We start from the raw sequence: 13565 nt of genomic DNA, 5'->3' as shown, positions 1-13565 counted from the left end.
CGGGCGCCCGCTCCATTCATTCATCCTCTGTCTTGAGGGATTTCCGAGATGCCGCTTTCCGTTGCCGTCCAGATGGATCATATCGCCTCGATTTCGATCGCCGGCGATTCCACCTTCGCCATGATGCTGGAGGCGCAACAGCGCGGCCACAAGCTGTTCCACTACACGCCGGATCGCCTCGCGATGCGCGATGGGCGGGTCTATGCAGCGATCGAGCCCGTCACCGTGCGCGATGTCGCCGGCGACCACTTCACCCTCGGCCCGGCGGAAAAGGTCGAGCTGACCGAAATGGACGTGGTGCTGCTGCGCCAGGATCCGCCCTTCGATCTCGCCTACATCACCACCACGCATCTGCTTGAGCGCATCCACCCGCAGACGCTTGTCGTCAACGATCCGGCGGCGGTGCGAAACGCGCCGGAAAAGCTCTTCGTCGTCGATTTCGCCGACATGATGCCGCCGACACTCATCACCCGCGATCATGACACGATCAGCGCCTTCCGCGAGGAGCACGGCGACATCGTCGTCAAGCCGCTTTATGGCAATGGCGGCAAGGCGGTGTTCCGGCTGCGCGCCGAGGACCAGAACTTCGGCTCGTTGCTCGGCCTGTTCGAGGAAATGTTCCCCGAGCCCTGGGTGATCCAGAAATATCTGCCGGCGGTGCGTGCCGGCGACAAGCGCATCCTGCTGGTCAACGGCGAATATGCCGGTGCGGTGAACCGTATCCCGGCAGTCGACGACTTGCGCTCCAACATGGTCCAGGGCGGCAAGGCGGAGGCGACTGAGCTGACCGACCGTGAGCGCGAGATCTGCGCGGCAATCGGCCCGGAACTGAAGCGGCGCGGTTTCCTCTTCGTCGGTATCGACGTCATCGGCGACTACATGACCGAGATCAACGTGACCTCTCCGACGGGTATTCGCGCCGTGAAAAAATTCGGCGGCCCCGACGTCGCCGCCCTCCTGTGGGACAGCATTGAGGAAAACACTTAGAAACACGTGGACATACTCGTCCTCCTCTTCCGGCGTGAAAAAACCGCGGCAATCCCTTTGCCGGCCCTGAGCGGCTGAGCGGAGAGGCGGTTCTGTGAGTGGTCGCCGGCGGTCGCCACGCACATTGGTTGCCATTGCAACAAAAAGAAAAAATTCCTCATTCCCGCATGGCTTTAGCCGGAATCTTGGCGTTCACACCGAACGGACTGACAGCCCGTCTTGCTGGTTGACGGGTTTGTCATGTCGGTCGCGGCTTGACTGTCTAAATAACCGAATTTCGTATTAACAAATTTTGTTTCCGCGCGGCGTATGAAATCTTTCTTCGCGCGAGGGTATCAACGTATAACCCCGTTCAATCTTTCAGCGGGCATGTTGTGTAGGGGGTTTTCGTTAGCAAGAGGTTCAAGTTTTCTCATCAATTGTTAACGGATTGCAGGAATACAATGCGTCAAAGGGGTCCATCAAAAAACTAAGGTTCTTACTTGCGGGACGGGGGAAAGGTATTGCCATGACAGCCGAAATCGGTCGAGATGAATCCATTGAGTTTATGCGCATGGGACTTTCCAGCCCGGAACGGCCGGAAGAGTTGCGCAAGCATCTCGTCAAAGAAATACCGTCTCTTCTCGATGAGTTTTACGGACAGCTCCAAAATATGTCCGTCGCGGAAAAATTTCCGGGCAACAATGTCGTTCCTCGCCTGAAGGACGCCCAGCTCGAACACTGGAAGACTTTCTTTGCCGATGAAGTCAGCCCCGACGCCTTCGCGAAATCGCGGCATATCGGTGAGATTCATCAGCGCATCGGTCTGACCCCGGCCTGGTATGTTTCCGCCTATGGGTGGCTGTTGCTGAAAACCATTCCGCTGATGACACAGCACCATCGCATGAGCCGCGGCAATCTGAATGCCGCGCTGTCGACCCTGGTGCTGCGCCTGTTCACCGATATGGCGACTTCGCTGACCTCCTATGAAGAGGCTTCCGTCGAGCAGGCGGTGAGTTCTCTGAAAGAGGCCAATACCGAAAACCTCGGAAAGCTCGCCCAGGCCGTTGCCGAGATCAACAACATCATCCTGCAGCTCGCTTTCCTGCAGCGCAATTCGAACGACGTCGCCACCAACGGCCAGACGATCTCTTCGGCGGCTGCCGAGCTGGTCGCCTCGGTCGAGGAAATCGCCCGCAACAGCGAGAGCGCGTCGGGTGAGGCCGGCGAGGCGAACCAGTCGGTGTCGAGCGGCCGTAGCGCGATCGAGCAGATGTCGTCGACCATCGGCAATATCGCCTCCGCGGTCGAGGAAACCTCGCGCAACGTGGATGAACTCGCCGAGGCGTCCGATCAGATCGGCCAGATCCTCAGCGTTATCGAGGGCATCGCCGCGCAGACCAACCTGCTGGCGCTGAACGCCACGATCGAATCCGCGCGCGCCGGCGAGGCCGGCAAGGGCTTCGCGGTGGTCGCTTCCGAGGTCAAGAACCTTGCCAACCAGACCGCCCGTTCGACCGAGGATATCGCGCACCGCATCGCCGCGCTGCGCGAGGGCATGTCGACCATCCAGAAGACCATGCAGGCCTCGACCAGCGCCGTCAACGAGGGCGAGGAAGCGATCAGCCACGCCGCCGGGCAGATGGGCCAGATCGCCGATCAGGTCAGCAGCGTGTCGAACCGGATGATGGAAATCTCAGGCATTCTCGGCCAGCAGAAGGGCGCCAGCTCCGAAATCGCCTCGAGCATCGGCAATGTCGCCGACATCGCCGGCGAGAGCGACCGGCTGGTGCAGACCATCTCCAAGAACATGCACCGAAGCACGTCGCAGTTCTCGCAGAACGCGCGCGATATGTTCGACGCCGATTCCGATATCGCGCTTTGCTACATGGCCAAGATCGATCACGTGCTGTTCAAGCAGCGTGTCGTCGACACCTGCATGGGCGCCGACAACTGGAAGAGCAGCGAAGTGCCGGATCACCACACCTGCCGCCTCGGCAAGTGGTATGACGGCATCAAGGACCCGACGGTTCGTGGCATGCCCGCCTTCACGTCGCTGGTCGAACCGCACAAGATCGTCCACGCCTCGGCCAAGACCGCCCTCGATGCGGCGGTGCGCAACGACCCCGACACCATGTCGAGAGCACTGCGCGAGCTCGATGACGCCAGCGTCCATGTGTTGAAAGGCCTCGACGAGCTGTCCATGGCGATCAAGGAAAGCCACAAGAGCCAGAGCAAGGTGGCTTGACGGCGCGGCGTTTCAAACGTCCTTCCGCGATGAGGAACACCAGGCCGGGGGTCTTCGCCTCCGGCCTTTCTCGTGCAGGCCCGTCCCGCCACTCCCCGGCGACACCCTGGCCTCCGGTTGCGGCAGAATCTCGATACACCTCATTTTGTTCTTGCAATGTTCCAAAATTCGCGGAATAGTTGCTGTCAGGTTGTATTCGGTTGAATTGCCGCGTGCGATGTCCCGTTTTGTTCACGTGTCGCCCCCTTTCGGGACGCGGTTTCAGGCGGACCGGCATCCGGCGGAACGCTTGCCGGGGGAGCGGTCATGGTCAGTCACGTCACCACCGTCGCGTTTCAGGGTGTGGAAGCCGTACCGGTCGACGTTCAGGTGCAGATCGGCGCCGGCGCCGTCTCCTTCACCATCGTCGGGCTGCCCGACAAGGCGGTGGCGGAAAGCCGAGAGCGGGTGCGCGCTGCGCTTGTCGCCTCGGGCCTCGCCCTGCCGGCGAAGCGCATCACCGTCAATCTCGCCCCCGCCGATCTGCCGAAAGAGGGCAGCCACTACGACCTGCCGATCGCGCTCGGGCTGATGGCCGCGATGGGCGCGGTGCCGGCCGATCAGCTCCGCGCCTATGTGGTGCTCGGGGAACTGTCGCTTGATGGCACCATCGCGCCCGTGGCTGGTGTGCTGCCGGCGGCAATCGGCGCCAACGCGCTCGCTCAGGGGCTGATCTGCCCGGCCGATTGCGGCCCGGAAGCCGCCTGGGCCGACGCCTCGATGGATATTCTCGCGCCGCGTAGCCTCATTGGGCTGGCCAATCACTTCAAGGGCACCCAGGTGATGACGCGGCCGGAGCCGCGCCTGCGCCCGCCCGCCGGCGCCTTGCCCGATCTTGCCGATATCAAGGGACAGGAAAGTGCCAAGCGTGCGCTCGAAGTCGCCGCCGCAGGCGGCCACCATCTCCTCATGGTCGGGCCGCCCGGCGCCGGCAAGTCGATGCTTGCCGCGCGGCTGCCCTCGATCCTGCCGCCGCTCGAACCGAAGGAACTGCTCGAGGTGTCGATGATTGCCTCGATTGCCGGCGCGTTGGCCGGCGGGCAATTGTCGAGCCGTCGGCCATTCCGCGCGCCGCATCATTCCGCCTCCATGGCCGCGCTTGTCGGCGGCGGCTTGCGCGCGCGTCCGGGCGAGGTGTCTCTTGCCCACAACGGCGTGCTGTTCCTCGATGAGCTGCCGGAATTCACCCCGCAGGTGCTCGATTCGCTACGGCAGCCGCTTGAGTCCGGCGACACGCTGATCGCGCGCGCCAATCATCGGGTGACCTATCCCTCGCGCTTCCAGTTGATCGCGGCAATGAACCCCTGCCGCTGCGGTTATGCCGGCGAACCGGGCTATACCTGCCGGCGCGGCCAGCGTTGCGCCGCCGATTATCAGGCCCGCATTTCAGGCCCGCTGCTCGATCGCATGGACATCCGCATCGAGGTGCCCGCGGTCACCGCCGCCGATCTGATTGCGCCGGCACCGGCGGAGAGCTCGGCGATTGTCGCTGAGCGTGTCGCCGCCGCCCGCGACCGCCAGACTGCCCGCTACACCGCGCTTGGCGTCGAGACCCGCACCAACGGCACCTGCTCGGCCGCCCTAATCGAGGAGGTCGCCGCCCCCGATGAGGCCGGTTTCGACCTTCTCCGTCAGGCCGCCGATACGCTGCAACTCTCCGCCCGCGGCTACCACCGGGTGCTGAAGGTTGCCCGCACGCTCGCCGATCTCGACGGCGCCGAACAGGTCGGACGGGTCCATCTCGCCGAGGCGCTCGGCTATCGCGGCACCATCGCCTCGCTCGCCATCGCAGCCTGACCGCAACAGCCCGTTGCTCCCGCAGCGATGTTTTTCGAAGCCAACCCGCCGGCCAATGCGGGCGGATGCGCCCATGCGTCAAGAGTTTCGCAATCCCCTTGCCTTATCCTGAGCCCGTATGCGTTTTGGAGTAGCGTTGTGACGGGTCGAGGAACGGGGAAAGCACGCCCGGCGTTGGGCAACCACGCCGGCCGAATGCGGGACAGGCATGCGCGAAAAGTCGCGCGCGCCGGCGACGAACGTGCCGTTGACGATGCGCTCGCAAAGGATGCCGCCGGGCGACATCCCGCCGACGGAGAGATGAACGCTCCGCGCACGCGTCCCGGTCGGGCCGTGACCTCCGAAAAAGCCGCCAATCGCCGCAAGCCGCTGAAGGCCGGGGCCGCCATTTTCGCATTGTCGGCCGCGGCTGCCGCCTCGCTCGGCGGCGCGGCCGCCGTCGTCGGGCTGGCGACCGAGGTTCCGATCGCCATTCCCTTCGCGATGCTCGGCACAGCGGCGCTCGTGCTGGCCGGTGGCGCCTCGATATCCCGTCTCGACCGTTTCGCAAATTCCCGCCGCGAACTGATCGACGATGTCGACCTTTTGCGCCGGCGCCTCGAAACGCTCACCGACCATTCCTGGGAATTGCGCGAAACGCTGGAACTCTATCGCAGCGTCATCGACACGGTCGGCGACGTGGTCGTGCGCCGTGAGGCGGGTGGTCCCGTCGTCTTCGTCAATGACGCCTTCACCCGAACCTTTGGTATCGAGGCCGATGCGGTCACCGGTCGCACGCTGCCGCTGACGCCGATTCGCGAGGAAATGGCCGACCGGGGCGGCAGGCCCGAGCGCCATGTTATGCTCGACACCGTCGATGGACCGCGCTGGTTTCTCTGGCGGGATTCTGCCGTAGCCGAAGAGGGCGGCCCGCCGCTGATCCAGTCGGTGATCCGCGACGTCACCGCAAGCCTGACCGCCGAAGCAGCCCTCATCGAGGCGCGCGATCAGGCGGAATCGGCCAACCGCGCCAAGTCGCGCTTCGTCGCCACCGTCAGCCATGAGATCCGCACGCCGCTGAACGGCATTCTCGGCATGGCCGGGCTGTTGTCCGACACGCCGCTGTCCTCGGAACAGACCAGCTACGTGGAGGCGGTTCGCACCTCCGGCGAGGCGCTGTTGACGCTGATCGACGACGTGCTCGACTTCTCCAAGGTCGAGGCCGGCCGCCTCGATCTCAACCCGGCCGAAACCGATATCCGCGCCGTCGTCGAAACGCTGGTCGAGCTGATCGCGCCGCGCGCCCACGCCAAGAGCATCGAGATCGCCGGTTATGTCGATCCCGCCGTGCCGGACGCGCTTCTGGTCGACGGGCCGCGCCTGCGTCAGGTGCTGCTCAACCTTGCCGGCAACGGCGTCAAGTTCACCGAATCCGGTGGTGTGTCGCTCGAGGTGATCCTCCTTGATGCAACCGGGGCATCGGGCGACGCGACCGGCACCGCGACGCTCGCTTTCACCATCCGCGACACCGGCATCGGCCTCGATGAGGCTCAGCAGAAGCGGATCTTCGAGGAATTCGAGCAGGCCGATCTCGGCCCGACCCGCCGCTTCGGCGGCACCGGGCTCGGCCTCGCCATTTCCCAGCGCCTCGTGCGCCTGATGGGCGGCGAGATCGGGGTGGAAAGCGCACCCTGCGCCGGTGCGGCCTTCTCGTTCACCCTCGAATTGCCGGTTCTCAAGCCCGCCCGCCACGAGGAGGCGCTGGTCGGCCGGCGCATTCTCATGGTCTCGCGCTCGCTGGTCGAGGTGCCGCTGCTCGCCCGCTCGCTCAGCCGAATGGGCGCCGACGTCGAGGTGGCCGGCGATCCGCATTCGGTGTCGCCGGGAACGATCCTCGCCCAGCCCTTCGATGTGGTGCTGGTCGACAGTCGCTCGCCGGATGGCCCGGTCGCGGCGCGCGAAGCGCTCGTCGCGCGCGGCGTCGAGTGCCCCTCCGTCGTGCTCGTCACGCCCGGCGAACGGGCCGAACTCGCCGCCTATCGCGAAGAAGGCTTCGACGCCTATCTGGTCAAGCCGGTCCGCTCAACCTCGCTGTTGCGCGTCATCGCGGCGGTCTGCGCGAATGAGGGCGGGGAGGGTGACACCGATTTCGAAGCCGGTCGTCTCGCTGCGCCGCGCTATGTGCCGAGCCGGTCGCTGTCGGTGCTGCTTGCCGAAGACAACGACATCAACGCGCTGCTCGCCCGCTCCGCGCTCGAAAAGCTCGGGCATCATGTCCGCCATGTCGGTGACGGCAAGGCCGCGGTCGAGGCCGTGCTCGCCTCGTTCGACGGCGTTGCCCGGCCGATCGATATCGTGCTGATGGATCTCCACATGCCGGTCGTCGATGGCTTCGAGGCGACCGCCACCATTCGCAGCATCGAAAGCGAGCGAGGCCAGACGCGCATGCCGGTCCTGGCGTTGACCGCCGATGCCATGGCCGAAACCGAGGAAGCCTGCCGGGCCGCGGGCGCAGACCGGCGGCTGACAAAGCCGCTCGATGTCGATGCGCTCGGCGCCATTCTCGATGAGGCGGTCGGTCTGCGGCAATCGGCCTGAAGCCACGCCCGCCTGCCCGCCGCGCCGTCGACATCGGATTGCCCGGTGGCGTTCGCCGCGCTTGTCCGTGCGCCGGCTAAATTTCCTCTTTCATTCCGCGATACGAAGCCCCACTTGTAGCGTCGAGGTGCGTACGGCGCGTTGGTGACACCATCATACGATTGTCATCGATTCGTCGGAAAAGAGACGTCGAACGGCGACCGGGCGCGGGAATGCGTGATGTCACCTGCCGGCGGACATTCCGGTATCAGGGGGAAGGGGGATCGTCGTTCTCGAAAAGCTTGAGGCTGAGACGCCCGGCGAAGTGCCGGCGCTTTGTCGGTGAGCAAAAAGCAAATGCGGGAACGTACGATGCGACCTGACACGAACGAGATGAAACGAGGCGGCAAGTCTTATCCGAAGACGCTGGTGAAGCGCTTTGCGCCCAATCGCCAGATACCGGCCGGAACGCCGCGCTGGCTACCCGGTTTCCGCAGCCCGACCGGTCGCATCCTGCCGGCTGCCCGCGCGGCCGCAGCCCCGACTCTCGGCCGCATCGGCTCCCTCGAAGTTCGACTGGCGCGCACCTACAAGGAAGTCAAAAAGGCGCAGGAACTGCGCTATCGCGTGTTCTACGAGGAAATGTCGGCGGTTGCCGATCCGCACACCGCCGCGCTCGGCCGTGATGTCGACGACTACGACGCGATCTGCGACCACATGCTGGTTCTCGACCACGACATCATGGAGCGCGGCCGGGCGCTTGGCCGCAGGAAGCCGGCCATCGTCGGCACCTACCGCCTGCTTCGCCAGCCGGTCGCCGAATTGAACGACGGTTTCTACACCGCCGGCGAATACGACATCCAGCCGCTGCTCGACCGCAAGCCGGATCTCAACTTCCTCGAACTCGGCCGCTCCTGCGTGCTCAAGCCCTACCGCAACAAGCGCACCGTCGAGCTCCTGTGGCACGGCGTGTGGTCCTATGTGCTGATGAACCGCGTCGACGCGATGCTCGGCTGCGCCAGCCTCGAGGGCACCGATCCGGAGCGACTTGCTCTGCCGCTGTCCTTCCTGCACCACAATTCACGCGCGCCGGAAGAGTGGCGGGTCTCGGCTCGGTCTGAGCGCTACACCGACATGAACCTGATGCCGAAAGAGGCGATCGACATGCGTCAGGCGCTGCATGCCCTGCCGCCGCTGATCAAGGGCTACCTCCGCCTCGGCGCCTATATCGGCGATGGCGCGGTGGTTGATCACCAGTTCGGCACCACCGACGTGCTCATCATCATGCCGGTGTCGGAACTCAATCCGCGCTATGTGAACTATTACGGCGCCGACGCCGGCCGCCACGCGAGCTAATCCCGGGCATCACCGCGCTCGAAAAAGAAACGCCCGGTCAAAAGACCGGGCGTTTGTCGTTTCAGCCAGTAGCGAAGCGGATCAGATCTCTTCCGGCACCATGGCGATCGCGCCGCACGGGCATTCGGTGGCGCACATGCCGCAGCCCTTGCAGTAGTCGTAGTTGAACTGGAAGCGCTTGCCGGGGCCGAGCTTGATGACGGCGTTGTCGGGACAGATGCCGTAGCAATTGTCGCATTCGAAGCAGTTGCCGCAGGACAGGCAGCGGCGCGCCTCGTAGAGCGCGTTTTCCTCCGTCAGCCCTTTCAGCACCTCGTCGAAGCTCGTCTGACGGCGCACGATGTCGAGATGGCCCTGCTCGGAGGCCGGCGCATCGTCGTAGTACCACGGGTTGATGCCGGCATATTCGGCAAGGCCGTGGCCGGCGGGCTTCGCGTAGTCCTTGCCGTTCAGCCACGCGTCGATGCAGCGCGCCGCCTTCTTGCCGTGGCCGATGGCGACCGTCACCGTGCGTTCCGCCGGCACCATGTCACCGCCGGCGAACAGACCCGCCCGGCCGGTCATCATCTGTGGGTCGACCTTGACGATGCCGTCGCTGACGATCTCGACGCCCGGCACGCTTTCCAGGAAGCTGGTATCGACGTCCTGACCGAGCGCCAGCACCAGCGTGTCGGCTTCGAGCGTCTCGAACTCGCCGGTCGGCTTCGGCTTGCCGTTCTCGTCGAGCACCATCTTCTCGACCGTGAAGGTGGTCTCGTCGATCTGCTTGATGGTGCGCAGCCAGTGGATGAGGACGCCTTCCTCTTCCGCTTCCGCCGCCTCGAACTCATGCGCCGGCATCTGCTCGCGGGTGCGGCGATAGACGATCATCGCCTCTTCGACGCCGAGCCGCTTGGCGGTGCGGGCAACGTCCATCGCCGTGTTGCCGCCGCCATAGACGATGACGCGCCGGCCGAGCTGCGGCGGTTCCGCGCCCGCTTCCATGTCGCGCAGCACCGAGACCGCATCGAGGATCTTGCCGGCGGCGTGCGCCGGAATGTTGATCCGCTTGGCGAGGTGGGCGCCGACGGCAACAAACACCGCGTCGAAGCCTTCCGCGTTGAACGCGCCTTCGATGTCCTCGACCTTGGTGTCGAGTTCGAGCGTCACGCCGATGTCGACAATGCGCTGGATTTCCGCGTCCAGAATATCGCGCGGCAGGCGGTATTTCGGAATGCCGAAGCGCATCATGCCGCCGGCCATCGGACCCGCCTCGCGGATCGTCACACTGTGGCCCATGCGGGTCAGGTGATAGGCGGCGGACAGGCCGCTCGGGCCGGCGCCGACGACGAGCACCTTCTTGCCGGTTGCCGGCGCAAGGCCCTCCGGCATCAGCTTGTTGGCGATGGCGTAGTCGCCGAGGAAGCGTTCGACGGCATGGATGCCGACCGCCTCGTCGAGCTGCGCGCGGTTGCACGCGTTCTCGCACGGGTGGTAGCAGACGCGGCCCATCACCGCCGGCATCGGATTGTTGCGCACGAGGCTCTGCCAGGCAGCCGCGTAGTCGCCTTCCTCGGCGTGGAACAGCCAGCCCTGAATGTCCTCGCCCGCCGGGCAGGCATTGTTGCAGGGCGGCAGCTTGTCGACATAGATCGGCCGGTTGGTGCGCCAGGTGCCGGTGTGGTTGGCAAGGCTGGTGCCCGGATCGAGGGTGATCGCGAAGGGAAGCTGGTCGTGGGTGCTCATGCTCCGGTCTCCTCGGCGCCCAGAAGGTTGAAGCGGGCGATATTGGCGTCCGCCATGCGCTGAATGCGGGCGATGCTTTCTGCGTCGCCGTCGCCCTTAAACAGATGCGCGAAGCGCTTTTGCGGTTTGAGGTAATCCTCAACCGGTATCTTGCGGCGGATCTTGTGGGTCTTCACGACTGCGCCGTGCTCGGCCTCGAACAGCGGGAAGAGGCCTGTCTCGATCGCGAGCCGGGCGAGCCGCACCGTGTCGTGCGAGGCAGAGCCCCAGCCGAGCGGGCAGGGCACCATGATGTGAAGATAGCGTGCGCCGCGCATCGACATCGCCTTGGTGACCTTTTCTTCGAGGTCGTGCAGCTCGGCGACGCTGGCGGTCGCCACATAGGGGATGTTGTGCGCCATGGCGATCAGCGGCACGTTCTTGCCGGTGCCGAAGACGTTGCCCGGATGATCGCCGACGGCGGGCGTCGTTGCGGTCCGCGCGGCCGGCGGCGTGGCGGACGAGCGCTGCACGCCGGTGTTCATGTAGGCCTCGTTGTCGTAGCAGATGTAGAGCACATCGTCGTTGCGCTCGAACATGCCCGACAGACAGCCGAAGCCGATATCGACGGTGCCGCCGTCACCGCCCTGGGCGACGACGCGGGCGTCGGACTTGCCCTTGACGCGCAAAGCCGCGGCAACGCCGGTGGCGACCGCCGGTGCATTGCCGAACAGCGAGTGCAGCCACGGGATCTGCCAGGAGGTTTCCGGGTAGGGCGTTGTGAACACTTCCAGACAACCGGTCGCGTTGACGGCGATCAGCTTGCCGCCGGCTGCCTGCATCGCCGCATCGAGCGCATAGCGCGCGCCGAGCGCCTCGCCGCAGCCCTGACAGGCGCGGTGGCCGGAAGTGATGGCGTTGGTACGGTCGGTCTGCGCCTGAACCGTGCGGTCATCGGCATCCATGAGCCGGTTGCCGACCGTGTGGGTGCCGGTCTGATAGAACTTGACCTTCTGGCGTACGGTATCGTCCATGATCGTCTGGTCCTTCGTTCCGCTCAGCGGTCTTCGTCGAGGCCGGGGTTGAGGGCTTTCAGCACGTTCTCGGCAATCGGGCCGGAATGCCGGGTTTCGCGTGCCCGCGCGAGCTGGTCCTTCACGGCCTTCCAGTTGAGGTCGAGGAAAGTGACGTCGTCGAGCGCCTCTTCGCCGGCCCGTTCGAACACGTCGCGCAGCGAGGCGCGGGTGATCGGTCGTCCGCCGAGGCCGCCGATGACGGTGTAGACCTGCCGGTAGAGCGCGCGCAGCGACATGCGCACATTCGAGGCCAGCACGCCGCCAAGCCCCGGCGCCAGGCTCTTTTCGATGCACACGATGTGCATCGCGTCCTCGAGCAGGTCGCGCAGTTCGGTCAGCGGGAACGGACGGAAGCAGCTGATCGCGATCGAGCCGATCTCGTAGCCGTCGTCGCGCATCTCGTCGATGACGTCCTTGATGGTGCCGTTGACCGAACCGAGCGCGACAACGATCGTCTTCGCGCCCTCGATCCGGTAGGGATGCAGCAGCCCGCCCGAGGCGCGGCCGAACTGTTCCTCGAACTCGCCGGCGATTTCCGGGATCAGGGTGAGCGCCTCATTCTGCTTGTAGTGGGCGAGATAGCGCACCTCGGTGAAGGCCTCCGGGCCGACCATGGCACCGATCGAATAGGGATTGTCCGGGTCGACCATCTGCACCGGCTCGAACGGCGGCAGGAACGCATCGACCTGTTCCTGCGTCGGGATATCGACGCGCTCATAGGCGTGGGTGAGGATGAAGCCGTCCATACATACCATCACCGGGCACGACAGCGCCTCGGCGAGCTTGAACGCCTGGATGTGGAGATCGGCCGCTTCCTGGTTGGTTTCCGCGTGCAGCTGGATCCAGCCGGCATCGCGCATCGCCATGGAGTCGGTGTGGTCGTTCCAGATGTTGATCGGCGCGCCGATAGCCCGGTTGCCGACCGTCATGACGATCGGCAGGCCGAGGCCGGCGGCGTTGTAGACCGCTTCGGCCATGAACAGGAGGCCCTGGCTGGCGGTCGCGGTATAGGCCCGCGCACCGGCCGCCGAGGCGCCGATGGCGACCGACAGCGCGGCGAATTCGCTTTCGACGTTGATGAACTCGCAATTCGTCAGCGCGCCCGACTTCACCAGCGCGCCGACGCCTTCCACGATATGGGTTTGCGGCGTGATCGGATAGGCGCACACGACCTCCGGCCGCGACAGGGCGATCGCTTCCGCAACGGCCTGTGAACCTTCAACCTGCTTCAACATGGTTCGTTTCTCCTCAGGCCGCTTCTTTGGCCAGCGCATAGGCTTCGCGCGCCGCCGACACGTTGGCTTCGCCGATCGGGCCGGGGAATTTCTCGCGGATGGCCTTTTCAACGGATTCGAGATGCAGCTTGCCGGTCAGCGCAGCAAAGGCGCCGAGCAGGGCGGCATTGGGCACCGGGCGACCGACATGCTTCTTGGCGATTTCGGTGGCGCCGATATCGACCACATGATGCGGCGGGCGCTTGGCGACTACGCTCGAGATCCCGAGCTCTTCGAAGGTCCGCGTCGAGTTGATGATGATGTAGCCGTCATCCTTCAGGCCGGAAAAGACATCGACCGAATGCAGCAGCGTCGGGTCCTGGATGATCAGCGCGTCCGGCTGGTCGATCGGCTCGCGCAGGCGGATCTCCTTGTCGTCGATGCGACAGAACGAGATCACCGGCGCGCCCATCCGCTCCGAGCCGAAGCTCGGAAACGCCTGGGCATGCATGCCCTCGTCGAAGGCCGCCACCGACAGAAGCTCCGCGCCGGTCACGACACCCTGGCCGCCGCGGCCATGGATCCGGATTTCGAACATGATTGTGCAGT

At 65.0% G+C, this 13565-nt stretch carries 9 protein-coding genes; 5 read left to right on the top strand and 4 right to left on the bottom strand.

What is annotated here, in order from left to right; all coding sequences use genetic code 11:
* Positions 1-48: 48 nt before the first annotated feature.
* The 5 genes from C0606_05340 to C0606_05320 all read left to right on the top strand — a co-directional run bounded on the left by C0606_05340 (position 49) and on the right by C0606_05320 (position 8962).
* On the top strand, positions 49-987 hold the full coding sequence (locus tag C0606_05340; GenBank protein ID PLX37706.1) for a glutathione synthase: 939 nt from the start codon (positions 49-51) through the stop codon (positions 985-987).
* Between the two features lie 508 nt (positions 988-1495).
* Positions 1496-3214, top strand: a complete 1719-nt coding sequence (locus C0606_05335; protein PLX37705.1) for a hypothetical protein — start codon at positions 1496-1498, stop codon at positions 3212-3214.
* Positions 3215-3520: 306 nt separating this feature from the next.
* Positions 3521-5050: an AAA family ATPase gene (locus tag C0606_05330; GenBank protein PLX37704.1), complete on the top strand. Its 1530-nt coding sequence runs from the start codon at positions 3521-3523 to the stop codon at positions 5048-5050.
* Positions 5051-5077: 27 nt separating this feature from the next.
* Entirely contained in the window at positions 5078-7627 is a 2550-nt protein-coding gene (locus tag C0606_05325) for a hypothetical protein (protein ID PLX37703.1), read from the top strand.
* A 372-nt stretch (positions 7628-7999) separates the two neighbouring features.
* On the top strand, positions 8000-8962 hold the full coding sequence (locus C0606_05320) for an ornithine--acyl-ACP N-acyltransferase OlsB (GenBank protein ID PLX37702.1): 963 nt from the start codon (positions 8000-8002) through the stop codon (positions 8960-8962).
* A gap of 81 nt (positions 8963-9043) precedes the next feature.
* Here C0606_05320 and C0606_05315 read toward each other — a convergent pair whose 3' ends face one another.
* From C0606_05315 to C0606_05300, 4 genes are read right to left on the bottom strand one after another with little or no spacing between them, the layout of a single operon-like run.
* Entirely contained in the window at positions 9044-10687 is a 1644-nt protein-coding gene (locus C0606_05315; protein PLX37701.1) for a glutamate synthase, read from the bottom strand.
* The gene (locus tag C0606_05310; protein PLX37700.1) at positions 10684-11700 is read right to left on the bottom strand and encodes a pyruvate ferredoxin oxidoreductase; all 1017 of its coding nucleotides are present in this window, start codon (positions 11698-11700) and stop codon (positions 10684-10686) included. The genes C0606_05315 and C0606_05310 overlap by 4 nt, the downstream gene beginning before the upstream one ends.
* A gap of 23 nt (positions 11701-11723) precedes the next feature.
* On the bottom strand, positions 11724-12977 hold the full coding sequence (gene porA / locus C0606_05305; GenBank protein PLX37699.1) for a pyruvate ferredoxin oxidoreductase: 1254 nt from the start codon (positions 12975-12977) through the stop codon (positions 11724-11726).
* Between the two features lie 13 nt (positions 12978-12990).
* The gene (locus C0606_05300; protein ID PLX37698.1) at positions 12991-13554 is read right to left on the bottom strand and encodes a 2-oxoacid:acceptor oxidoreductase; all 564 of its coding nucleotides are present in this window, start codon (positions 13552-13554) and stop codon (positions 12991-12993) included.
* Positions 13555-13565 lie beyond the last annotated feature (11 nt).

Source organism: Hyphomicrobiales bacterium (assembly GCA_002869065.1).
GTDB lineage: Bacteria > Pseudomonadota > Alphaproteobacteria > Rhizobiales > Rhodobiaceae > Rhodobium.
Note: the sequence above shows the minus strand (reverse complement) of the source record. Positions and strands in the feature narration are given on the sequence as shown.